This window comes from Alkalicella caledoniensis, assembly GCF_014467015.1.
Lineage (GTDB): Bacteria > Bacillota > Proteinivoracia > Proteinivoracales > Proteinivoracaceae > Alkalicella > Alkalicella caledoniensis.
In genome coordinates, this window is record NZ_CP058559.1 from 2007266 (window position 1) to 2029474 (window position 22209).

Genomic DNA, 22209 nt, shown 5'->3' on the forward strand with positions numbered 1-22209 from the left:
AAATGCGTCGTTTAATTAGTGTATTGATACTGACTGCTGTACTCTTCCTCTCTTTTGAAGGGGTGGTCAGCAACACTGTTTACGGTAATACTGGTTCCCCTCAGGGAAGTATTGATGATATTAAAAAGGAAATTGCTGAACTTGAAGAAACTATAAAGTTACTAAATGAAGACATCGATAGTCGATTAAAAAGGATAGATGACCTGGATAAAGAGCTTATAGCAACAGAGAAGGAACTTGAAAAAAATGGGGTGCTATTGGCTCAAGCTCAGGAAAGACTAGATGAAAACACGAAAAAATTCGGAGGCCGTGTACGAAGTGCCTACATGAAGGGTGGATCATCCTATATAGAAATCCTTTTGGAAGCAGATAATTTTGGGGATTTAATCGTTCGGTTAGCATATTTGACACGAGTCCTAAATAGGGATGCTGAGTTAGTCAGCGGTATTAGAGAAGAACGGGAGATTATTGAGGGTAGACAAATAGCTATGGAGGATCAGCGCAAAAAGATTGAAGACCGCCGCTTCCAGATGGAAGCAGAGCGTCGCAACCTAGAAGATCAACGCAAGGCAGTAAATGCTCTTTTAGCCATATCTAAAGGAAATCTAGCAGATGAGTTGGCAGTGGTTCCCCAAGCGGAACGCACCCCTGTATACGGTGTAGTTTTTGACAATCATCCCAGTGCTAGGCCACAACATGGGTTGTCCCAAGCAAGTATTGTATACGAGTATGAGGTGGAAGGTCGTAGTACCCGCTACCTAGTTCTTTTCTCTACACTTCCTAGCAAAGTTGGGCCTATCCGTAGTGCACGGGAGCACAGTACTGCCCTAGCTTTGGAGAACAAAGTTAACTTTATTCATGCCGGTGGCAGTAAAGCTGGTATGGAAAAAATAAGTGAGTGGAGTGTGAACAGTACCAATGCGTTGGCTCATCCAGCTTTTTACCGTGACTCATCCCGGAGGGCACCCCATAATCTATATGTTAATTTATCAACATTAAACAGGGGTTCATCATCGTCAACAGTAATACGTCCAGGGAATCTAAGTAGGCAAGGAATATCTGCCAATTCTACATCAATAGAATATAGCCCTTCATATCGTGTTTCATACCAATACAACTCTGAAAAGGGAGCCTATAAAAGGTTGATTAACGGTAATGATCACCGGGATGCTACAGGTGCACAAATATGGGCCAGAAACATTATAATTCAGTATACAGCCCACCCTACAGTTAATGGGCTCCCGACTCCCGAGGTTGTAGGACAGGGGGCAATTGATTATTACGCAAAGGGTCAACACTTTAGAGGCACATGGAGGAAAGACAGTCCCAGTTCTCGAACCCGCTTCTATTATGAGGATGGTCAAGAAATCGAGCGGATTTACGGGCAGACATGGATTCAAATCTCTAGACCTAAATAAATCCAAAAAACCCAGGTGTCGAGCCTGGGTTTTTGAGATTCATAATGTTTTTATGTTTTGAGACAGGGGAAGTAAAGAAAGTGTTTATAATATGATGAGTAAAGCAGGATAAATTTTGCTATAAAACTTATGGAAGGAGGTTATTTATGGCTATTATCTTTGTTACTGGTTTATCAGGAGTTGGGAAATCAAGTACATTAGAGAATTTAAAAAAACAGGGTTATAATGTAGTGGATACAGACTACGGCTATGTAAAAGAAATAACAAACAACGTTGGCCATAAAGAAAGGGTTTGGGATGAAGATAAAATTTCAAACCTAATAACTGAGTACAAGCAATCACATCTAGTTATCTCAGGTTGCTGTTCTAACCAAGGGAAGTTCTATAAAAAGTTTGAACATGTGGTACTATTGAAATCTGATTTTCCTGTTATGCTTGATAGGATAGATAAGAGAACATCACATAGTTATGGGAAGAACCCTCAAGAGAGAGCTGAGGTAATAGATAGTTATGAAAATGTACTACCTTTACTAGAAAAAAGATCGGATATAATAATTGATACTACCAACAATAGTGTTGAGGTAGTTTGCAAACTACTGAAAGGACTAATTTAATTAGGTAAGCTCTAAAAAATATAGAAAAAGTATAAAAGGAAGCTCTAAGTATACTATTATAAATTAAGGAGAGGGTCTCTATACTAACAATTGGTTATATTGGAAATGGTAAAAGTACAAACAGATATCATTTGCCATTTGTACTACAAAGAGAAAACATAAAGGTTAAAAGCATTTATCAAAGAAATCCCAAAAATGAAAGCTGGAGTAGAATTGCCCATGTAAACTATACATCTGACATAGATGAATTGCTTAATGATAAAGAAATTCAACTAATTGTAGTTTGTACTAGGCATGATAGTCATTATGAATATGCCAAAATGGTTTTAGAGCATAACAAACATTGCTTAGTTGAAAAACCATTTATGGAGACATCAAAACAGGCCAGGGAGATATTTAAGTTAGCAAAGGAAAAAGGTCTAACTGTCCAGGCTTATCAAAACAGGCGTTTTGACAGTGATTTTTTGACTGTTCAAAAGGTCATTGAAGAAGGAAAATTAGGTGAGTTATTAGAATTAGAAATGCATTATGATTACTTTAGACCAGAGATTCCTCAATCCATCACTAAATTTGACCCTGCCATGTCCTATCTTTATGGTCATGGATGTCATACACTAGATCAGGTAATTAGCTATTTTGGTAAGCCTGACCATATCCATTACGATGTGAGACAATTATTAGGGACAGGGAGAATGAATGATTATTTTGATTTGGATTTATTCTATGGAAAACTAAAGATATCTGTTAAATCCAGCTACTTTAGAATTAAGGAAAGACCAAGCTTTGTTGTCTATGGTAAGAAAGGTTGTTTTGTGAAAGAAACCAAAGACCGACAAGAAGAGCATCTTAAGCTGTTCTATATGCCAGATAATGAAGATTTCGGAATAGATACTATAAGTCACTACGGGACCCTGACGTATATTGATGAAGAAGGCACCATTCATGAAGAGAAAGTAAAATCAGTCAATGGTGACTATGGTAGGGTATATGATGACTTATATGAAGCGGTTGTAAATGGAAAAGCCAAAACAATCACAGACGAACAAACACTTTTGCAAATGGAGATTTTAGAAACTGGAGTAAAGGACTTAATATAAAAGCTTGTAAAAAGAGATGCAAACCCCTAATTATAGAAGGTTGCATCTCTTTTATATTTGCAATGAAATATACTTTATCAATTAACTAAATTATTTTTTATAATTTCTGTAAGCAACGTTCCTGGTAATCCTTAAAGTATGTTCTTCACCAGGGAAATGTACTGGGTTCGTTTTGTTTTTATTATACATATCTATGATATCTGTAACATCTAACGCTAAATCTTTAAAATATATCACTCCATACATTCTAGGGGGAAGGATGTATATGGGTATATCAGGATTTGACTCTTTTACAAGCTTTTGTACTTCCAATCTAAGATGAGGGCAGCACACAATTATATCAAATTCCGATATTTTACTAAGTGATAATAAAAACGGAGAGAATTCAATATAAAACTCATTTTGAAGATTGCTTTCTTTTATCTCCTTTTCTAATTTAGTGGATAAAGAACTTGAGGAAAAGCCTCCTGCACAACATAAAAGAATTTTTATCATTTTTTAGCCTCCATTTAGTTAAAAATCAGCAAAAATATATAGGTTTTTAGATCAAATGGGTAGATAACTAGATAGCAATTTAAGGAAATTATATTTCAAACTTGCTAATTAATCAATAGATAATAAAATATAAATATATCTAGGTGAAAATGAACACGATAAAATTTTAATGGAGGGGTAATTATTTATCTGGTATCCAAAAACACTTAATAAATATTTTTAATCTTTTAGTTAGGGGTATAAAATGCTAGAATTATGATAGTCATTCATCAAACAGTTTCGTGTTGACCGTTGGGACAAAGGAATTAAAGGGGAGTGAGTAGAATGTTTAGCAAAGCTTTTTTTGAATTTCCTACTTTGGAAACAGGTAGGTTAATACTTAGAGAAATAAAGGTGGAGGATATTGAACAGGTATATGAGATATTTAAAAGTGAAGAGGTGGCAGAGTTTAGCAGTCACTATCCAGTCAAATCAAAGGGACATATATTAAAAGCTATAAATAGATGGAGATTTGAGTATGCAGATAAAATTCAAGTTAGGTGGGGTATAGCCCGTAAAGAAGATAACCTAATCATAGGAACATGTTGTCTAGGAGATTTTGATGAAGAATCTAAAAGATGTGAGATAGGGTATCACCTCTCCCACCATCAATGGAACAAGGGATATATGACTGAGGCACTAAAGGAAATTGTCAGGTTTGGTTTTGAAGATAATGATGTCAATCGTATAGAGGCATTTGTAACACCTCAAAATCAAAGTTCAGTAACTGTTCTTAAGAAAATAGGGTTTGTGGAAGAGGGATTACTCCGGGAGAGAGATTTTTTCAAGGGACAATTTCAAGATGGAATTGTCCTTGGTATGCTCAAAAAAGACTATATCTTGCTCTTAAATGAAATGCACAAACAATCTTAGTGGTAGCCAAGGGGACCCTAGAACAGGTTAAAGAAGTAAAGGAATCTGTGACAGGTGAATTCTTAAGGAAGATTCTGTAGATCAAGCTCGCCACTTCAAGGGAAGTAAAGAGCAAAACAATTGGCCACGTCAATTGTTTTGCTCTTTACTATAGTTGCCAAAGACAGTAGTGTCATCAACCAAGGTAATATGTATTTGTGGAGATAGTTAATATATGTTATATATTTGGATGATTAAAATTAGAGGAGATAACATATTAACGGAGAAATATATAAAGTAGACAACATATGTTCGGATCGTAAAATATGTGGAGGTAAAAAAGATGGATATTTTTAAAGCACTGAAGGTTTATTTTGGATATGATACCTTTAAAAGGGGGCAAGAAGAGTTAATCAATGGTATAGTCAATGGGAGAGATGCATTGGGTATTATGCCTACTGGTGGAGGTAAATCCCTGTGTTATCAACTTCCGGCCATGGTACTTAGTGGTGTGACAGTAGTTATTTCTCCACTTATTGCCCTTATGAAAGATCAGGTGGATGCACTGACAGAAATGGGCATAGAGGCTACATTTCTAAATAGTACTTTAGATAGGGCAGAGGCAAATGAAAGGGAGCAGGGCATAAGGGATAACAAATATAAGTTAATTTATGTGGCCCCTGAACGTCTCAGCTCCTTTGACTTTAAGGAATTAATTAGTAATATAGATGTATCTTTAGTAGCAGTTGATGAGGCTCACTGTATAAGCCAGTGGGGACATGATTTTAGACCTAGTTATATGGAGATTCCTAGGTTTATTAATTCCTTAAACCGTAGACCTGTCGTGGCAGCGTTTACGGCCACTGCTACCATAGAGGTAATTGAAGAAATAGAAAGATTGATACAGCTAAGGAACCCCCTTAGCCTAAGTACAGGTTTCGATAGACCCAATTTACTCTATAAAGTTGTAAAACCTAGCGATAAATTCTCTTATTTGATGAATTTTCTACAGGGCTATGGTCAAACTGAAGCTGGGGTTATATATTGCTCAACAAGGAACACTGTGGAATCCCTGGTGAAGAAGCTTCAAGATAAGGGGATTTCTGCAGTGGGGTACCATGGAGGAATGAATGCTGAGGAAAGACAAGATAATCAAGAAGCCTTTATATTTAATAGAAGTAGGATTATTGTAGCAACAAATGCCTTTGGTATGGGAATCGATAAGCCAGATGTACGTTTTGTGGTACACTACAACATGCCTAAGAACATGGAGGCATATTATCAGGAAGCTGGTAGAGCCGGTAGAGATGGAGAAGAAAGCCAATGTATTCTCATGTACTCACCGTCAGATATTGTAAAGCAAAAACTTATAATCCAAAATGAGTATCTATCACCTGACAGAGAACAATTACTTTACAAAAACCTGCAGATTCTTATAGATTACTGTCATACCAATGACTGCTTGAGGATGCAGATTCTAAATTATTTTGAAGAAGACGTACCTAACAAAGACTGTGGCAAATGCAGTAACTGCCTCGATGAAAGTGAAATGATAGACATAACAGTGGAAGCACAAAAAATTCTTTCCTGTATTTATAGGGCAAAGGAAAGATTTGGGGCAGAGGCAATAACGCAAATATTAAAGGGCTCAAGGAATAAGAGGATTATTGAACTTGGCCTTGATAAAATATCAACCTATAATATTATGAGTGAATATAATGCCAATGTGATAAAAGAAATTATAATGACACTATCTGCAAAAGGATATATTCATATAACTACCGACAAGTTTCCTGTTCTAAAATTAACTACAAATAGTCGCAAAGTATTGCAAGGTGAAGAGAAGGTTTATCATAAAAAGGATTCAGTTGACAATGCAGCAACAAAAGATGATAAGAAGGAGAAAGCCAAGAAGGTAATAGAACAGTTTGACCAAGAGCTGTTTAATAGCCTCAAAGAGCTAAGAGCTACTCTATCTGAAGAAAAACAGCTACCACCTTTTATGATTTTTCATGATTCAACATTAAAGGAAATGGCTGCAGCATATCCGCAAAATGAAGAAGGATTTCTAGACATCAGTGGTGTGGGTGTTAAAAAATATGAAAGCTATGGTGAGGAATTTATTAGAGTAATTCAAGCACACTGCCGTGAAAATCATATAGCTGGTGACATAGCCAAGGGTAAAAATATCAAAGAGGTAAAGATAGCAGTAGAGTCAAATGTAGATCGCTATGAAGAAACATATAAATGTTATGAAAAGGGACTATCTTTAGTTGAGATAGCGCAGGAGAGGAATTTTGGTGTTAGCACTATCTTGAAACACTTAAAAAGATGTGAGGAAATTGGAAAAACTGTGGACTGGGATCGGTTTTTAAAAGACCCCCATAAAGAAATGCAAATATTGAAGGTTATTAACCATGTGGGATTTGAGAAGCTTAAACCAATTAAGGATAGCCTGCCTGAAGATGTAACATACGATGACATACACTTAGTGATATATAAAAACAATTTCAAAGAAAGTTAGAAAAGAGAAAGGCCATAAATTGGCCTTTCTCTTTGTTAGGTCAAAGGAAAAATATGAGAGGAAATTTCAAAGTAAAAGTTAGCTTATCGAAAGATAATAGTTGCGCATACAACGAAAATGGTTTATAATATTAAAGGTTGCATAAGCAACTTTTTTCTTTGGAGGTGAAAATATGACTTTAAAACAAAAATCAATTGGTAGATATATATCAATACTTTATCGACAAGGGCAAAGCTTTATTACAAGTGAAATGAAGGCCCATGGTATTGGAAGTGGGCAATATCCGTTTTTATTGGTGCTGTATGATAATGATGGTATTACTCAAGAATCTCTCTCTAGTAAGTTGATTATTGATAAAGGTACCACAGCTAGAGCTATTGATAAACTAGAAAGAGCTGGGTTTGTTTTACGTAAAACAAACCCAACCGACAGAAGGGTAAACAATGTTTTTTTAACAGATAAAGCTAGAGAATTAGAGCCCATACTTTATGATACACTAGCTTCTTGGACTAAATTGTTGCTGGGTGACTTAAGTGAAGAAGAAAAGGAGATGCTATTTGGTATCTTAGAAAAAATGGTTGATAGCACTACGAAACTCAATGGCCTTTAAATAAACATTTTAATAGAAATGGGTGTGTAATATGGAGAGAAAAGATATACTAGGAAATCAGAAGATGTCAAAGCTACTTTGGAATTTATCCTTGCCTGCTACAATAGCGATGTTTGTCAACGCCCTTTACAATATTGTAGATACCATATTTATAGGAAGAGGAATAGGGTATCTTGGTATAGGGGGATTAACCATAGCTTTCCCTGTACAGATGGTTATAATGGCCATAGCTCAAATGATTGGTATAGGAGCGGCATCTGTAATATCGAGGAACTTAGGGGCAAAAAATGAAGAAAGGGCTTTTCATGTAACAGGAAATGCTTATCTTACCGTTGCGGTACTAGGCTTTCTAATTTGTGCATTTGGATTAATTTTTATTGACCCGCTACTAAGGGTTTTCGGTGCATCAGCAGTACTTTTCCCTTACGCAAAGGAATATCTTCAAGTTATTCTCGTAGGAAGCATTTACTTCCCATTTGTAGTAACATGTAATAATTTAATTAGAGCAGAGGGTAATGCAAAAGTTGCCATGTTCTCTATGATGATAGGCGCTATTTTAAATATAATCTTAGATTATATTTTTATCTTCCCACTTGATTTAGGGATAAGAGGAGCGGCACTGGCAACCATTATGTCTCAGTTTGTTTCAATGGTATATGTACTTTCGTACATTTATGGAGGACAAAGCAAGCTAAGGGTTAAATTACACCACTTGAAACCAGACTTCAAGATAATCTATGAGATTTTAACTGTTGGGTTCCCTTCATTTGCTAGGCAAGTAGCAGGGAGCATCATTGCCATAATAATAAACAACTCATTAGGTTTTTATGGTGGAGATTTAGCAATATCTGTTTATGGTGTTGTAAATAGAATTATTATGTTCTTGTTCATGCCACTTTTTGGTATTGTTCAAGGGATGCAACCCATAGTGGGATATAACTATGGTGCGAAAAAATTCCAACGAGTAAAAGAGGTTTTAAAGCTAGCAGTAATTGCCACAACAGTGTTAGCTACTGTAAGTACACTGTTCGGAGAGCTGTTTCCCCATATAATCATAGGATTATTTGAAGATGATCCACTGTTAATCAACAATGGAGTTACCGCCCTGAGAATTGTTATTTCCATGGTACCTATTATAGGTTTACAGATAATAGGGGCAGCATTTTTTCAATCCCTAGGAAAAGCTATGCCTTCCCTATTATTGACTTTGTCTAGGCAGGTGCTATTCTTTATTCCTTTAGTTTTAATACTACCAAGGATTAATGGTATGGGTGTAATAGGGGTCTGGTTATCATTCCCAATAGCTGACGTGCTTTCTACAGTAACTACAGTTGCATTATTGAAAAAAGAGATGAATATAATAAACAAGCAGGAAGAAGCAGAGTTGAAGCTTGCAAGCTAAAATAAAAGCCGCACATTTGTGCGGCTTTCAAACTGATGACAAAGTCATTTTTTAGGAATGTCGCATATTAAAGCGTCGCTAAAGCTCCTCTATATGGAACCCTAGGTTCCCTTCGAATATCACCCACCTTAAACCGGCAGGGGTGAACCCCTACAACCCCAAAAACCATAGAGAAAGTCACTCTATGGTTTTTTGTACAAAATTCTCCGTCGAGACTTAAGGCTTCTATCTAAACTCCAGAAGGGTACCGCTCCAATTCACCGTCCATGGTTGTAGGGGGTGGTCTTGTACCACCCTGACTTTCAAAAAGGTCTAGAAGATGGTTTTGCTTGTCAGGGCCCCACAAGGGGACCCCCTACCAGTCTCCTCGAATTAAATGTACTGCTTTTTAATATACACATCTAGGGTCAATGACTTTGTCTTAGCTTTTTACTGGGCATTTAATTCAGCTATTTTTACAATGACCTCAACAGCTTTTTTCATGGAGTTTACGGGGATATATTCGTATTTGCCGTGGAAATTGTGCCCCCCTGTAAAAATATTGGGGCAAGGTAAGCCCATATACGAAAGGCGGGCTCCATCGGTTCCACCTCTTACGGGAGTTATCATAGGTGTAACCCCCATCTCAAACATAGCTTTTTTCGCTAGTTCTACTATTTCTATTACAGGTTCTATCTTTTCCTTCATGTTATAGTAGGAGTCTTTCATGTTAAGCTCTACGGTGTTTTTACCGTACTTTGTATTTAAGAAAGCCACAGATTGTTCTAATACTTCTTTTTTCTTCTCAAATAGTTCTTTGGAATGATCTCTGATAATATATTGTAGCTTAGTCTCTTCAACATGGCCACTGATATTAGTTAGGTGGATAAATCCCTCATAATGGTCTGTGTATTCAGGTTTTTCAGCGGTAGGCAGCATACTATTTAATTCCATAGCTATTAACATGGAGTTTATCATTTTGTTTTTAGAAGAGCCAGGATGCACGTTTCTACCTTGAATTTTAATTTTAGCTCCGGCGGCATTGAAGTTTTCGTATTCCAGTTCTCCAATTGGACCACCATCAACAGTGTAGGCAAAGTCAGCATTGAACTTCTTTACATCAAAAAGATCAGCACCACGGCCTATTTCTTCATCGGGTGTGAAACCAATCTTTAAGGTTCCATGTTTTATATCAGGATTGTTTATTAAGTATTCCATGGCAGTTATTATCTCTGCGATGCCAGCTTTATTGTCGGCACCAAGGAGGGTTGTTCCATCTGTGGTAATTAATGTTTCACCTACGTAATCTTTGAGGTCAGGAAACTCTGATGGAGATAATACAACCCCTCTTTCCGTGTTGAGGATTAACTCTTTTCCGTCATATTTTTCCACAAGCTGTGGTTTAACATTGTTACCAGACATATCAGGACTAGTATCCATATGTGCTATAAAGCCAATTGTTTTAATGTCCTTATTCTCATCAAGATTTGAAGGAAGTGTAGCCATAACATATCCGTTTTCATCCATGGACACATCTTCTAATCCTATTTCCTTTAGCTCTTTCACAAGCTCATTACCTAAGGCAAATTGTTTCTGTGTACTAGGGCAAGTTTCAGATTCTGGATCTGACTCTGTATCAAATTTTACGTATCTTAAAAAACGCTCAACTACTTTTTCCATGTAAATCACTCCTTTTCTATTTTGTAAATTTAACACAAACGGGGTTTGGGATAATTTTTTTTGAGTTATTTCTTAAAAGCATACCAGTATTTTGATCAATTCTTAGTGAAATAATACTATTTGAATCCTGGTTTGCTGCTATTATAAAATTACCTGTGGGGTCTATGGCAAAATCCCTTGGGTTTTTTCCCTCAGTTGATGTGTGGGATATGAAACTTAGTTTCCCTGACTGTTTGTCTATGTTAAACCCTACGATACTATCATGACCTCTATTGGCAGCATATACATATTTTCCATTTGGAGTGATATGGATTGCACTACCAAGGTTTTCTAAACTAAATCCATCTGGCAGTGTGGAGATATACTGAATTTCTTTAAACTCTCCACTATCACAAAAGTACTCAAAGACTATTATTTCTCCACTGAGTTCGGTATTTACATAGGCAAACTTACCATTTGGATGAAAGGTAAGATGCCTAGGGCCTGACCCCGGCTTTAAAGGGTTCTCCCACTGAAGTCTTAAGTTGCCCTTATAATGGCTAAATACGGTTAGCCTGTCACTACCTAATTCAACAGTGCAAAGATACTTGCCATCAGGGGTGATTCCAGCGTAATGGGCATGGGGTTTAAGCTGTCTTACCTTATGAGGTCCACTACCCTTATGTATTATCACATCGGATTCATGAGCTAAGGAGCCATCTTCTTTTACAGGGAAAACCTTGGTTTCACCCATGTGATAGTTCGCAGAAAATAAATACTTAGTATGTGGATCTAAACTAACGTGGCAAGGGGGATTACCCTCTGAAATTACATGGTTTAGTTTATGTAACTTGCCAGTATCACTATCTATACTGAACGAAGCGACACCACCTTTACCATCAACCTTTGCCACAGAGTAAAGGAGAGAGTTGTTGCAGCTTAAGTCTAAATATGTGGGGTTTTCAATTTCCCCAGCTAGGAATACGTCAAAAATATCACCAGAGAGTGGATCCAATGATACTCTATATATGCCTTTACTCTCACCATTTGTGTATGTTCCGATATAGGCAAATTGTCTTTCCATCAATTACACCTCCTAAAATATTGTATGCCGTAGACGTAGTAAATCAGTCCTTTAAGAAATTTTTCCATATGATATATTATACAACTATTTGTACAAGTATAAAAGGAGGGTCAGTCCTGATTATCCACTAGTGTAGAAATAAGACCGACCCTCATACTAAATAATTTTTTTCCCATCCACAAAAAGATTACTTGGAGTAAATACAAAGTCGAAGTGAACTGGACAACTGTTTTTTCCTCCAAACATTGTATTCATTCCTAAGGCTATGTGTGCTGTGCCAAGACATTTTTCGTCTAAAGTAGCATATCCAATAAGTTCTGTAACTTTATCATTTAAACCTATGCCAAGCTCTGCTAAAACCATGGAATCAGGATGGATTGATCTAAGCATCTCAAGGAGTTGATGACTTGAGCATTCCACTAACCTTCCTTTTTCAAATGACATATCCAAATCTTTATATTCTACACCATTAACAAATGCAAAAGGTATATGTATTTGTCCATAGGCACTATCTTCTATAGGTGCTATGTAAACCTCCCCTGCTGGTAAATCACCATTACCATCATCTTTAAACCAGCTTCTGTTATCAACAGACATAAATAATACTTTATCTTTGGTCTGTATTTCCACTGTCTTTGAACCTTCTAGAGTTTTATGTAGCTCTCTTGTCCTTGTTTTTAGCTCGTTATAATTCACTGACATAGCCTTTATAACTGCAACTTCGTAAGAATTAAAATCCATAATTCCACTTGCTTCTGCATTGCATTTTGTTGGTAGTTTGACCTGGATAAATATTTCTTTATCCCTCACAGAATTCATCAGATTAATCATGTAATCCCTATAAAAAGGTATTTTGTCCTTTGGGAAATCGGGGTGTGGTTTAGGAGGTGTATACATGCAAATATCAATGACAGCATCGCAGAGTTTAAACATACTAAAATACTTATCGGGGAAAGAGAGGTATTTTTCGGGGGTTTCTTCAAAATATGCTTTTAAAAACTCTCGAGAATACTGCCACTTAATAGGAATGGAACCCTTCTTTGCAATTTCAAGGGCAAAGTTGTCCAGTACATCTAAGTCCTCATTTTCTCCCCAGAACTGAAGAAGCACTACCGACCCTACTTCAAATTCAAACCCACTTGCAATATTGGGGATTAGCTCTTTAATAATCATAAAATCAACTCCTTATGGTTTATCTAGATAATTATCTAAATGAATTATATAGATAAATATAAAATGTGTCAATACATTTTTATATTTATCGAAATAGATTGACTCTGCTGTATATAAAGTATATAATTTAGTTAATCTTGTGAGGGAGTGATTAAAATGAATAGGGAAGAAAGACTAAAGAAATCTTTTTTGGAGGAAATACAAGGAAAGACCATGGTATCCAAAGCCAGAGCAAAAGACCTTTTGGACGAAGAACGACAAGATGAGGCTAACTTTGAAAAGATAAAAACTAATGTATATGATATCTTTGAAAAAATGTTTAATATAAGTTATAAAAATATTTACAGTGCAAAAAATCAAGCTAACACAGACCGCGAAAAATATCAGCTATTAGAAGTTGAGTTTTTAAAATTTCTTGAAAAGATTCCTGCCCCATGGAAACAAAAGGCCATTAAAGATAAAGAACATGGATTGATAGAGGACTTAATAATTGAAGAATTAAAAATATCAACAGCTGAAGAGATTAGAGATCTATTCCAGCATAAGTATGAGAAATTCCAATAATTGAGGGTGAAATTATGAGTAAGAACACAATAGCCATATTTAAGTGCCTAGCAGATAAGTCTAGGCTTAGGATTCTAAACTACCTTATAGAAAGACCAATGTATGTTGAACTCATTTCGGAACTTTTAGACCTTAACCCATCTACAATTTCCTTTCATCTTAAAAAGTTAGAGGACGCAGGTTTGGTATACTCCACTAAGGAACAGTACTATGTAACCTACCATATAAATCCAGATATCCTGCAGCATAAGCTATCTGAATTAGTAAGCTTAGAATACACTGACTCCAATGAACAGAAGGAAAGAGAAGATAATTACAGAAGAAAGGTATTAGAGGCTTTCTTTGAATATGGAAAACTAAAATCTCTACCAGTCCAGCAAAAAAAGAGAAGGATAGTCCTCGAGGAAATAGCCAGAAGCTTTGAAAAAGACAAAACATATCCTGAACGTGAGGTTAACATTATTATAGCGGACTTCAATGACAATTTTTGCACTATCAGAAGAGATATGGTAGATGAGAAAATACTAGAGCGGGAAAACGGGATATATAGATTAACATAAGACAAAAAACACTGGGCCTTTTTAGGGGCCTAGTGTTTTTGTTTTAAATATTTAACTTCAAACTAATATTAATGCCATATGGCTACACTTACCTTACTTTTGCTTTTTATTCCAAGAGTCCTTAAGGGGGACTATTCTGTTGAATACCAATTTATCAGGGGTGGTGTGTTTGTAGTCTACACAGAAAAAGCCGTTTCGGATGAATTGGTATTTACTCTCTTTTTCTGCATGTTTTAACGCAGGCTCTATAACACAATCCTTTAATACCACAAATGATTCTGGGTTTATTTTCTCTCCCCAAGTTTTTGTTTCATCCTTTAGTAAATCCTCATCTGATAAAAGCCTATCATACAAGTGCACATCGGCTTTAATTCCATGCTCTGCTGATACCCAATGGATAGTTCCTTTTACCTTACGACCTGTAAAACCAGAACCACTTTTAGTTTCTGGATCATATGTGCAACGAAGCTCCACTATTTCTCCTTTGTCATCTTTGATCACTTCATTGCACTTAATGAAATATGCACCTTTAAGCCTAACTTCCACATCTGGGGCTAAACGGTTAAAACCTTTAACAGGCTGTTCCATAAAGTCATCTTTTTCTATATAGATTTCCTTAGCAAAAGGAACTTCTCTAGTGCCTGCATCGGGATTTTGAGGGTTGTTTTCAATTTCTAGTAGCTCAGTTTCACCCTCTGCATAGTTTGTTATAACAACCTTCAATGGGTTGAGCACTGCCATTGCGGTGTTAACTTTAGCTTTTATATCATCCCTTAGGCAATGTTCTAACATAGATATATCAACTGTAGACTGGTCTTTTGAAAGTCCCAGTTCACCTAGGAACTTGTGGATACTATCAGGAGTGAATCCCCTTCTTCTTAAACCCTTTAGGGTAGGAAGCCTTGGGTCATCCCAGCCATCTACAAATTCACCATAAACTAATTCCTTTAAGTATCGCTTACTTGTTACAACACCAGTTAGGTTGAAACGACCGAACTCCCGTTGCTTAGGTGGTTCATTAAGGCCTAATTCTTTTAGGGGCCATTCGTAAAGGGGTCTATGGTCTTTAAACTCTATTGAACATAATGAATGTGTAATGCCTTCTATTGCATCTTGAAGGGGATGAGCGAAGTCATACATGGGGTAGATACACCATTTCCCACCTGTTCTATAGTGGTCTGCATGGAGAATTCTATAAAGAATGGGATCGCGCAAATTGATATTAGGTGAAGACATATCAATTTTTGCCCTAAGTACTAATGAACCATTTGGAAATTCACCGTTTTTCATTTTTTCAAATAGCTCAACGTTTTCTTCTATACTACGTTCCCTGTAAGGGCTGTTTTTACCAGGCTCTGTGAGAGTACCTCTATACTGTCTTATTTCTTCTGGAGAAAGCTCATCTACATAGGCTTTACCTGCTTTAACTAATTCCATGGCGTAGTTATAAATAATATCAAAATAGTCTGATCCGTATAGTATCCTATCTGGATTGAAGCCTACCCAATTCATATCTTCAATTATTGCTTGAGCGTACTCCTCTTTTTCTTTAAGGGGGTTAGTATCATCAAAACGAAGATTAAATGTACCACCATATGTCTTGGCCACAGTATAACTAATATTTATGGCATAAGCACTGCCAAGATGTAGGTAGCCATTTGGTTCCGGTGGAAACCTTGTACATATGTCCCTGCTATATGTTTTTTCTTCAAGATCCCTTTGAACTTCACGATGTATGAAATTATAGCTAGCATTCTCTTGATTTAAGTTTTCATTACTCATTTTATACCCTCCTAATTTATAGACTTATAACCACATAACTAATAAAAATATAAAAACTCTCACCTCCAAGACTTTTACAAGCCTTGGGGACGAGAGCTAAGTTCGCGGTACCACCCCAATTTATCAGCATGTCACCATACTGACCTCTTCGGGTACGTAACTATATACCCTAGCCCTATAACAGGAGCACCTGTCACATCATCACCTAAAAAGGATCCCTGTGAAGCTCAGAGGCTTGTTTCGAATAGCCATTCCTACTCCTTTTCAGCATAAGGGAGCTCTCTGTGAAAGAATTTGCTAATCTACTCTTCTCATCATAGCAGTTAGATATTACATAAAAAGCTTTGTATTTCTTTAGTATTAGTTGTTTAATGTAATATATACTATCAAAGGTAATTTTAAATGTCAATATATAACACTATTTACTCTTAGCCCAACACCCTTATAGATTTAGCTGATAAACTTATTAAACACAACATTAAAGGTTAAAATAATAATTATAAAAGATCATAAAAGAGGTGGTACTTATTAATAACCATAAAAGCAAAAGAACACTTGGTACCCATGACGGGCGATTTCATGCAGATGAAGTAATGGCCACTGCTATCTTAAAGGAACTATACCAAGTAGAGGTTATACGAACTAGGGACGAAGAAATACTTAGTAAGCAAGACTTAGTCTATGATGTAGGTGGAGGTGAATTCGACCATCATGGTATTGAAAAGGTTTACAGGGATGATGGAACTCCTTACGCCGCATCGGGTCTAGTTTGGGCTAAATTTGGGAAAGAAGTTATAAGTTACATTGAGCCAAAGCTAGATAGTGAAGAGGTAGAAGAGGTATTTCAGTTTATTGATAGGGTACTAATAAAAGGTATAGATGCCCTAGATAATGGCCTGAGACCAGAAAAAAGTGATATAAGACTATTAAGTATTGTTTCGATAATAAGCAACTTTAATCCCCAGTGGGACTCTGAAAAATCTGAGTATGAAGCCTTTAATGAGGCAGTAGAGTTAGCGTCAATAGTACTAAAGAATACAATAGAGCAAAGACTTTCTGTGCTACGGGCAAAAGAGATCGTTATCAAAGCATATGAAAACAGGGAAAGTCCTGAAATTTTAGTGTTAGATGTACTGTGCCCTTATGATGAAACCTTAAGGGATATTGATGAAAACCATGAGGTTTTATTTGTTGTATATCCACGAAAAGATAGTTATGCATTACAAACCATCAGAGGACGCGGAGGAAAAGATAAGAAACCTCTACCTGAAGAATGGGCTGGAAAAGAGAATGAAGAACTAGCTAGTATTACAGGGGTGGATGATGCGATTTTTTGCCATACAGGAAGATTTATTGTGGTGGCCCAATCCTTTGAAGGGATAATGGAATTAGCTAAAATAGCACTAAAAGAAAAAGATAAACAAATTAAAAAGGAACAAAATAAAAGTAGGTTTAGGTTAAGCGTTAGGTTTAGTAATAGATAGTTTTAGAAGAAAACACCCCAGCACTGTAAGAAAAAACTTACGGATGTTGGGGTATTTGATTTTTCAACTCAGAAGATCCTTTGGTTAAATAAAAAGGTTACAAAGAACATTACAAAAATGCTATAATTAAATAAGCATTTCTGTAATTGAAATTTCCTCAATGCGAAGGATTTCCAGACAATTGTAAGATAGAAGGTGATTAAATGGGGTTTATGAATAAATATGTAAAGAAATATTGGAAGCTTTTTTTATTGTCAGTGAGCTTTTTGGTTGTAGAGGCAGTAGGTGATCTCTTGCAACCAACAATCATGGCAAACATGGTAGATGTGGGTGTTGCAAACAGTGATATGGACTATGTTCTAAGGATGGGAGGTATAATGCTATTAGTTACAGCTTTTGGGGCAATTGGAGCTGTAGGTAGAAATATTGTATCTAGCCATACTTCCCAAAGGTTTGGAGCTGATTTAAGGTCAGACCTTTTTAAGAAGGTTCAATCATTGTCCTCCCATAGCTTAAATAATTTTGACACTGCTTCACTTATAACTAGGCTTACCTATGATATTACTCAGGTGAAGGATTTTGTCCACCGAATGATGAGAATATTTGTTAAGGCTCCTATACTTTGCATTGGTAGTATTATAATGGCAGTATACTTAAGTCCACCTATGTCTTTGGTCTTAGCCATTGTGGTGCCCGTTATCGGTGTTTTGATAATCTTTAACCTCAAAATTGGTTACCCCTTTTTTCGCAAAGTGCAAAAGGCCATGGACAAACTAAATGGTGTAATGCGTGAACATCTAGGAGGCATAAGGGTAGTCAAGGCTTTTAATCGTTCTGAATACGAAAATAAAAGGTTTAAAGGGGCAAACAATCATTTGGCATCTGTGACAAAAAAGGCCATGGGAGTAATGGCCGTATTCTCCCCTTCAATAACATTGACAGTAAATTTGGGAATTGTGGCTGTACTTTGGTTCGGGGGTTATTCAGTTAGAGCAGGTAATATGGAAGTAGGTAAGGTTATCGCATTTATAAATTATATGACACAGATACTACACTCACTTATGGTAATATCCCGTGTATTTAATAACTCAGTAAGGGCTAAGGCTTCAGCCCACAGGATAGAAGAGGTATTTACCCATGAAAATACTATTGAAAATAAACCAGGTGCTTTATACACAAGTAGGGGTACTGGGCTAGTGGAATTCTGTGATGTAAGTTTTTCCTATGGGGATACCAGCGAACCTGTACTTGAAAATATAACTTTTAGTTGTTTGCCAGGGGAAACTGTGGGAATTATAGGCTCCACGGGTTCTGGAAAAAGTACCCTAGTAAACTTGATACCAAGGTTTTACGATGTAGGTTCAGGAAATATAAAGATAAATGGAGTAGACATTAAAGATATACAAACAGATAATCTTAGGGAGAAAATAGCCATAGTTCCACAAAAGACACTTCTCTTTACTGGTACTATTTTGGATAATATTAAATGGGGTAAGGAAAATGCCACAGATTTGGAAGTTGAGCAAGCAGCTCAAATAGCTGAGGCCCACAGTTTTATTACTTCATTTCCCAAGGGGTACCAAACCCTTTTAGGACAAGGAGGTATAAACCTCTCAGGTGGACAAAAGCAGAGGGTTTCTATAGCTAGAGCCCTAATAAAGAAACCTGAAATTCTTATAATGGATGATAGTACTAGCGCAGTAGATGTGACAACCGAGGGTAAAATCAGGGAAGGACTTAAAAAATATGCTTCTACTTTAACATGCATAATTATTGCCCAAAGGATATCATCTGTTGTAACCGCAGACAAAATAGTGGTACTAGATGAAGGGAAAGTCGTTGGTATAGGCAAACATGGGGATCTAATAAAGCAATGTAGTGTATACCAGGATATATTTAGATCCCAGATTGGAAAGGAGGCGGTTTAGGTGACAGAACAAGGACAGAAGGTAAAAACCAAGTCACAAACCCCTTCAAACCAACAATCACCTAATCTTATGGTTTTAGGTGGAGGGACCCAGAGGGGGCATAGGGGAGCTCCAGTGGTTAAAGCAAGAAATACCAAAAAGACCCTCACAACCCTTTGGACTTACTTTGAAGAACAAAGAAAACTTCTTCTACTATTATTGGGAGTGATTTTAATCAGTACTGGTATAGGACTGTGGGTACCATATCTAATAGGCCAGGCTATATCTATTTTAGATGGAATGGATGAAGGTCAAGGACTGACATTACTGTGGCTTATTTTGTTACCTCTAATTGCTGCATATGTGGTGGATGCATTTATTCATGTAATTCAAGAATGGGTAATGGCTGGAGTATCCCAGAAAGTGGTGTTAAAACTTAGAAAATCGTTGTTTGAAAAGCTACAGAAGCTACCTATCTCCTTTTTTGATGTCAGGACCCATGGGGAGATTATGAGTCGCCTTTCAAATGACATTGAAAACGTTAGTGGTACAATAGCTCAGTCTACAACTCAGCTTATGTCTAGCATGCTGACTATAACAGGATCCTTCGTTATGATGCTTATTTTAAGTCCATTACTTACTTTGGCCAGTGTTATAACAATCCCACTGGTATATCTAGTTACAAAAAGTATTGCTAAAAAAACTAGGCTCTACTTTAGACATCAACAGGAACATTTAGGAAGACTTAACGGCCATATAGAAGAGATGGTTTCGGGAATATCTGTAGTAAAAGCCTTTAATCAAGAAGAAAAAGTTATAAAACAATTTAATGAAATAAACAATGAGCTTTGTGAAGTGGGCATAAAAGCCCAGGTTTGGTCAGGCTTTATGATGCCTTTAATGAATGTAATAAAAAACATAGGATTTACTGCAGTTGCAGCGGTGGGTGGTATTCTAGCTGTAAGGGGAATGATTGAAATATGGATTATTGCCAGTTTTATAATTTACTCTAGGCAATTTGTAAGACCGTTAAATGAAGTGGCCACAATATTCAATACCCTGCAATCTGCCATGGCCGGTGCAGAGAGGGTATTTGAAGTTATGGAAGAAGATGAAGAACCTGCCAATAAGCCCAAGGCAGAAACAATAAAGAATCCCAAGGGACATATTACATTTGATAATGTTTCATTTAGTTACAATACAGGTGAAGAAGTGCTTAAAGACATTAGTTTTGAAGTAAAGCCAGGAAGTAGTATTGCCCTAGTGGGGCCAACAGGTGCGGGAAAGACTACCATAGTAAACCTTCTTACAAGGTTTTATGATGTAAACAAAGGTAGCATTTTAATAGATGGGAAAGACATAAGGGACTATACGAGGGATAGCCTAAGGGAGTCCTTTGGTGTTGTGCTTCAAGACACTTACTTATTTTCAGGTACTATAAAGGAAAACATAAGATATGGCAGGCTAGAAGCCACTGATGAAGAAGTGAAAAGAGCAGCAGTGCTGGCAAGGGCAGATGTCTTTATTAGGCGTTTGCCTAAGGGGTATGACACTATGCTCTCTGAAAGTGGTGCAAACCTTAGCCAAGGACAACGTCAACTCCTGGCAATCGCTAGGGCAATACTTGTAGATCCATCTATTTTGATACTCGATGAAGCTACCAGTAATGTTGATACACGTACTGAACTGCATATCCAAGCTGCTATGCTTGAACTGATGAAGAACCGTACTAGCTTTATAATAGCCCACAGACTAAGTACCATAAGGGATGCAGATATAATAATGGTGATTGATAATGGAAGGATTGTTGAAAGTGGTAACCATGATTATTTAATTGACAAAAAAGGGATATATCATAAGCTATATATGAGCCAATTTAAAAATATAGCCACGTGAAAAAGTTATAAAGGCTTCCCAAACCGTGGGAGGCCTTTATAACTTTCCTAAAAAACCCATTTAGGGTATAATATATCGATGAAGGTTATTAACAATTGGATAAAGGATTGATAAAATGAATTTCAATAAAATCGTATCTGTTGACAATACAGGTTTAGCGGAACCACATAGGTCTAGGCTATACAACTTTTCGGAAAAGGTCATATTCCATGAAGATTACCCCAAGACAAATGCTGAAATTATAAACAGAATTGGAGATGCCCAGTGTGTGTTGGTTTCCTGGAATACTCCCATAGATAAAGAGGTTATAAATAGCTGTCCAAATTTAAAGTACATAGGTATGTGTTGCAGCCTCATAGACGAAAAGAGTGCAAATGTGGATATAGTGGCTGCTAAAGAACGTGGCATAACAGTACTGGGTGTTAGAGACTATGGTGACGAGGGGGTTGTGGAGTTTGTCTTAAGTGAGTTAGTAAGACTACTTCATGGCTTCGGACCACACCAATGGAAGCGGGAAAGCTTAGAGCTAACTAATCAAAAGATAGGAATTATTGGGATGGGCACACTGGGTAAGATGCTAGCTAAAGGGGCTCTTTTATTTGGGATGGAAGTGTTTTATTATAATCGCAGCAGGAAAGTGGATATTGAAAATCTAGGGGTAAAATATCTAAACCTAAAGGATCTACTTAAAGAAGTAGATATATTGACAACCCACTTGCCCAAAAATACTGTTATACTTGGGGAAGAGGAGTTTAAAGTATTTGGTAATAACAAGATACTAATAAACACTACCTTAGAACCTACCTTCAATGTGGATATATTTAAAAAATGGATAGAGCATGGGGGTAATTATGGTATCTTTGATAAGGTTGCTATGGGTAAGTACTACACTGAACTTAAAGGGCTAGATAGAGTTATATATACAGACAAGGTTTCAGGCTTTACCAGCCAGGCAAAGGTAAGGCTTTCAATGAAGGTTGTAGAAAACATAGAAAAGTTTTTCACTGATAATGGATATTTTGGAGGGTAAAATAATAGTGCCATGCCATTTTAAAATATAAATTATCTAG

Annotated in this window: 18 protein-coding genes and 1 other annotated feature; of the genes, 13 read left to right on the top strand and 5 right to left on the bottom strand. The window is 36.7% G+C overall.

Translation table 11 applies throughout. The features are described 5' to 3' along the window. The first annotated feature begins 2 nt into the window (after nucleotides 1-2). From HYG86_RS09975 to HYG86_RS09985, 3 genes are all read left to right on the top strand, one after another. On the top strand, nucleotides 3-1418 hold the full coding sequence (locus HYG86_RS09975) for a DUF3048 domain-containing protein (protein ID WP_213165433.1): 1416 nt from the start codon (nucleotides 3-5) through the stop codon (nucleotides 1416-1418). 146 nt (nucleotides 1419-1564) lie between these two features. Continuing rightward, nucleotides 1565-2032, top strand: a complete 468-nt coding sequence (locus tag HYG86_RS09980) for an AAA family ATPase (RefSeq protein WP_213165434.1) — start codon at nucleotides 1565-1567, stop codon at nucleotides 2030-2032. 80 nt (nucleotides 2033-2112) lie between these two features. Then, nucleotides 2113-3129: an oxidoreductase gene (locus HYG86_RS09985; RefSeq protein ID WP_213169206.1), complete on the top strand. Its 1017-nt coding sequence runs from the start codon at nucleotides 2113-2115 to the stop codon at nucleotides 3127-3129. Between the two features lie 90 nt (nucleotides 3130-3219). On the opposite strand, the gene HYG86_RS09990 is transcribed toward HYG86_RS09985, so the two are convergent. Further along, complete coding sequence (locus tag HYG86_RS09990) at nucleotides 3220-3624, bottom strand: PTS sugar transporter subunit IIB (RefSeq protein WP_213165435.1); 405 nt, start codon at nucleotides 3622-3624, stop codon at nucleotides 3220-3222. Nucleotides 3625-3948: 324 nt separating this feature from the next. On the opposite strand from HYG86_RS09990, the gene HYG86_RS09995 reads away from it, so the two are divergent. The 4 genes from HYG86_RS09995 to HYG86_RS10010 all read left to right on the top strand — a co-directional run bounded on the left by HYG86_RS09995 (nucleotide 3949) and on the right by HYG86_RS10010 (nucleotide 9051). Beyond that, nucleotides 3949-4536 carry a GNAT family N-acetyltransferase gene (locus HYG86_RS09995; RefSeq protein WP_213165436.1) on the top strand — a complete coding sequence of 196 codons (588 nt, stop codon included), beginning with the start codon at nucleotides 3949-3951 and terminating at the stop codon, nucleotides 4534-4536. A gap of 322 nt (nucleotides 4537-4858) precedes the next feature. Continuing rightward, nucleotides 4859-7039 (top strand): DNA helicase RecQ, encoded by a 2181-nt coding sequence (gene recQ, locus HYG86_RS10000; protein ID WP_213165437.1) that lies wholly within the window; start codon nucleotides 4859-4861, stop codon nucleotides 7037-7039. A 172-nt stretch (nucleotides 7040-7211) separates the two neighbouring features. Then, nucleotides 7212-7649 carry a MarR family winged helix-turn-helix transcriptional regulator gene (locus HYG86_RS10005; RefSeq protein ID WP_213165438.1) on the top strand — a complete coding sequence of 146 codons (438 nt, stop codon included), beginning with the start codon at nucleotides 7212-7214 and terminating at the stop codon, nucleotides 7647-7649. 31 nt (nucleotides 7650-7680) lie between these two features. Further along, nucleotides 7681-9051 (top strand): MATE family efflux transporter, encoded by a 1371-nt coding sequence (locus HYG86_RS10010; protein WP_213165439.1) that lies wholly within the window; start codon nucleotides 7681-7683, stop codon nucleotides 9049-9051. A 429-nt stretch (nucleotides 9052-9480) separates the two neighbouring features. Here HYG86_RS10010 and pepT read toward each other — a convergent pair whose 3' ends face one another. From pepT to HYG86_RS10025, 3 genes are all read right to left on the bottom strand, one after another. Then, nucleotides 9481-10710 (bottom strand): peptidase T, encoded by a 1230-nt coding sequence (gene pepT, locus HYG86_RS10015; RefSeq protein WP_213165440.1) that lies wholly within the window; start codon nucleotides 10708-10710, stop codon nucleotides 9481-9483. Nucleotides 10711-10726: 16 nt separating this feature from the next. Further along, nucleotides 10727-11773 carry a lactonase family protein gene (locus HYG86_RS10020; RefSeq protein WP_213165441.1) on the bottom strand — a complete coding sequence of 349 codons (1047 nt, stop codon included), beginning with the start codon at nucleotides 11771-11773 and terminating at the stop codon, nucleotides 10727-10729. Between the two features lie 156 nt (nucleotides 11774-11929). Then, complete coding sequence (locus HYG86_RS10025) at nucleotides 11930-12946, bottom strand: aminopeptidase (protein ID WP_213165442.1); 1017 nt, start codon at nucleotides 12944-12946, stop codon at nucleotides 11930-11932. A 156-nt stretch (nucleotides 12947-13102) separates the two neighbouring features. On the opposite strand from HYG86_RS10025, the gene HYG86_RS10030 reads away from it, so the two are divergent. Further along, a complete protein-coding gene (locus HYG86_RS10030; RefSeq protein WP_213165443.1) occupies nucleotides 13103-13510 on the top strand; it encodes a hypothetical protein in 408 nt (135 codons plus the stop codon). A 14-nt stretch (nucleotides 13511-13524) separates the two neighbouring features. Beyond that, nucleotides 13525-14070 carry a metalloregulator ArsR/SmtB family transcription factor gene (locus HYG86_RS10035; RefSeq protein WP_213165444.1) on the top strand — a complete coding sequence of 182 codons (546 nt, stop codon included), beginning with the start codon at nucleotides 13525-13527 and terminating at the stop codon, nucleotides 14068-14070. Nucleotides 14071-14163: 93 nt separating this feature from the next. Here HYG86_RS10035 and HYG86_RS10040 read toward each other — a convergent pair whose 3' ends face one another. Continuing rightward, nucleotides 14164-15852, bottom strand: a complete 1689-nt coding sequence (locus HYG86_RS10040; protein WP_213165445.1) for a glutamine--tRNA ligase/YqeY domain fusion protein — start codon at nucleotides 15850-15852, stop codon at nucleotides 14164-14166. 82 nt (nucleotides 15853-15934) lie between these two features. Continuing rightward, nucleotides 15935-16179, bottom strand: a binding site (T-box leader). 191 nt (nucleotides 16180-16370) lie between these two features. Here HYG86_RS10040 and HYG86_RS10045 point away from each other — a divergent pair. The 4 genes from HYG86_RS10045 to HYG86_RS10060 all read left to right on the top strand — a co-directional run bounded on the left by HYG86_RS10045 (nucleotide 16371) and on the right by HYG86_RS10060 (nucleotide 22169). Then, on the top strand, nucleotides 16371-17336 hold the full coding sequence (locus tag HYG86_RS10045) for an MYG1 family protein (RefSeq protein WP_246451735.1): 966 nt from the start codon (nucleotides 16371-16373) through the stop codon (nucleotides 17334-17336). Between the two features lie 203 nt (nucleotides 17337-17539). Continuing rightward, the gene (locus HYG86_RS10050; protein ID WP_213165446.1) at nucleotides 17540-19264 is read left to right on the top strand and encodes an ABC transporter ATP-binding protein; all 1725 of its coding nucleotides are present in this window, start codon (nucleotides 17540-17542) and stop codon (nucleotides 19262-19264) included. A gap of 69 nt (nucleotides 19265-19333) precedes the next feature. After that, the gene (locus HYG86_RS10055; RefSeq protein WP_213169210.1) at nucleotides 19334-21139 is read left to right on the top strand and encodes an ABC transporter ATP-binding protein; all 1806 of its coding nucleotides are present in this window, start codon (nucleotides 19334-19336) and stop codon (nucleotides 21137-21139) included. A 115-nt stretch (nucleotides 21140-21254) separates the two neighbouring features. Beyond that, the gene (locus tag HYG86_RS10060; RefSeq protein ID WP_213165447.1) at nucleotides 21255-22169 is read left to right on the top strand and encodes an NAD(P)-dependent oxidoreductase; all 915 of its coding nucleotides are present in this window, start codon (nucleotides 21255-21257) and stop codon (nucleotides 22167-22169) included. The last annotated feature ends 40 nt before the right edge of the window (nucleotides 22170-22209 follow it).

Coding starts and splice junctions, on each gene's coding strand:
- HYG86_RS09975 (WP_213165433.1), top strand. CDS start 3: ATGCGTCGTTTAATTAGTGTATTGATACTGACTGCTGTACTCTTCCTC.
- HYG86_RS09980 (WP_213165434.1), top strand. CDS start 1,565: ATGGCTATTATCTTTGTTACTGGTTTATCAGGAGTTGGGAAATCAAGT.
- HYG86_RS09990 (WP_213165435.1), bottom strand. CDS start 3,624: ATGATAAAAATTCTTTTATGTTGTGCAGGAGGCTTTTCCTCAAGTTCT.
- HYG86_RS09995 (WP_213165436.1), top strand. CDS start 3,949: ATGTTTAGCAAAGCTTTTTTTGAATTTCCTACTTTGGAAACAGGTAGG.
- recQ (WP_213165437.1), top strand. CDS start 4,859: ATGGATATTTTTAAAGCACTGAAGGTTTATTTTGGATATGATACCTTT.
- HYG86_RS10005 (WP_213165438.1), top strand. CDS start 7,212: ATGACTTTAAAACAAAAATCAATTGGTAGATATATATCAATACTTTAT.
- HYG86_RS10010 (WP_213165439.1), top strand. CDS start 7,681: ATGGAGAGAAAAGATATACTAGGAAATCAGAAGATGTCAAAGCTACTT.
- pepT (WP_213165440.1), bottom strand. CDS start 10,710: ATGGAAAAAGTAGTTGAGCGTTTTTTAAGATACGTAAAATTTGATACA.
- HYG86_RS10020 (WP_213165441.1), bottom strand. CDS start 11,773: ATGGAAAGACAATTTGCCTATATCGGAACATACACAAATGGTGAGAGT.
- HYG86_RS10025 (WP_213165442.1), bottom strand. CDS start 12,946: ATGATTATTAAAGAGCTAATCCCCAATATTGCAAGTGGGTTTGAATTT.
- HYG86_RS10030 (WP_213165443.1), top strand. CDS start 13,103: ATGAATAGGGAAGAAAGACTAAAGAAATCTTTTTTGGAGGAAATACAA.
- HYG86_RS10035 (WP_213165444.1), top strand. CDS start 13,525: ATGAGTAAGAACACAATAGCCATATTTAAGTGCCTAGCAGATAAGTCT.
- HYG86_RS10040 (WP_213165445.1), bottom strand. CDS start 15,852: ATGAGTAATGAAAACTTAAATCAAGAGAATGCTAGCTATAATTTCATA.
- HYG86_RS10050 (WP_213165446.1), top strand. CDS start 17,540: ATGGGGTTTATGAATAAATATGTAAAGAAATATTGGAAGCTTTTTTTA.
- HYG86_RS10055 (WP_213169210.1), top strand. CDS start 19,334: ATGGTTTTAGGTGGAGGGACCCAGAGGGGGCATAGGGGAGCTCCAGTG.
- HYG86_RS10060 (WP_213165447.1), top strand. CDS start 21,255: ATGAATTTCAATAAAATCGTATCTGTTGACAATACAGGTTTAGCGGAA.